At 59.8% G+C, this 562-nt stretch carries 1 protein-coding gene; it reads right to left on the bottom strand.

The window, feature by feature from the left end:
- Positions 1-562: efflux RND transporter permease subunit (locus DU29_RS01000000130765; RefSeq protein WP_033051124.1), on the bottom strand; the 562-nt coding region annotated here is incomplete at both ends.

Raw genomic sequence — 562 nt, 5'->3', positions numbered from 1 at the left:
GTGGAGATCGCAATGGTGACGGCGAACTGTTTGTAGAACTGCCCTGTCACGCCGGACAGGAATGCCATAGGCACGAATACCGAGCACAGCACCAGCGAGATGGCGACGATGGGGCCACTGACTTCGCGCATGGCCTGATGGGCCGCAGCCAGCGGCGCCAGCCCTTCGGCGATGTTGCGCTCGACGTTTTCCACCACCACGATCGCGTCGTCCACCACGATCCCGATGGCAAGCACGAGTCCAAAAAGCGTGAGCGTATTGATGGAAAAGCCCAGCATCAGCAGCACGGCGAAGGTGCCTACCACCGACACCGGCACGGCTAGCAGTGGGATGATGGAGGCACGCCAAGTCTGAAGGAACAAGATCACCACCAGCACCACCAGTCCGATGGCTTCCAGCAGAGTGTTGACGACCGCCTTGATCGACTGACGCACGAAGACAGTTGAGTCATACTCCACCGACCATTCCACTCCCTCGGGAAAGCGCTTGGCCAACTCGTCCATCTTCGCGCGGACTTGATCCGAGATTTCGATGGCATTGGCGCCCGGGGCTTCAAAGACAG

The organism is Pseudomonas sp. Ant30-3 (genome assembly GCF_000690905.1).
Taxonomy (GTDB): Bacteria; Pseudomonadota; Gammaproteobacteria; order Pseudomonadales; family Pseudomonadaceae; genus Aquipseudomonas.
Note: the sequence above shows the minus strand (reverse complement) of the source record. Positions and strands in the feature narration are given on the sequence as shown.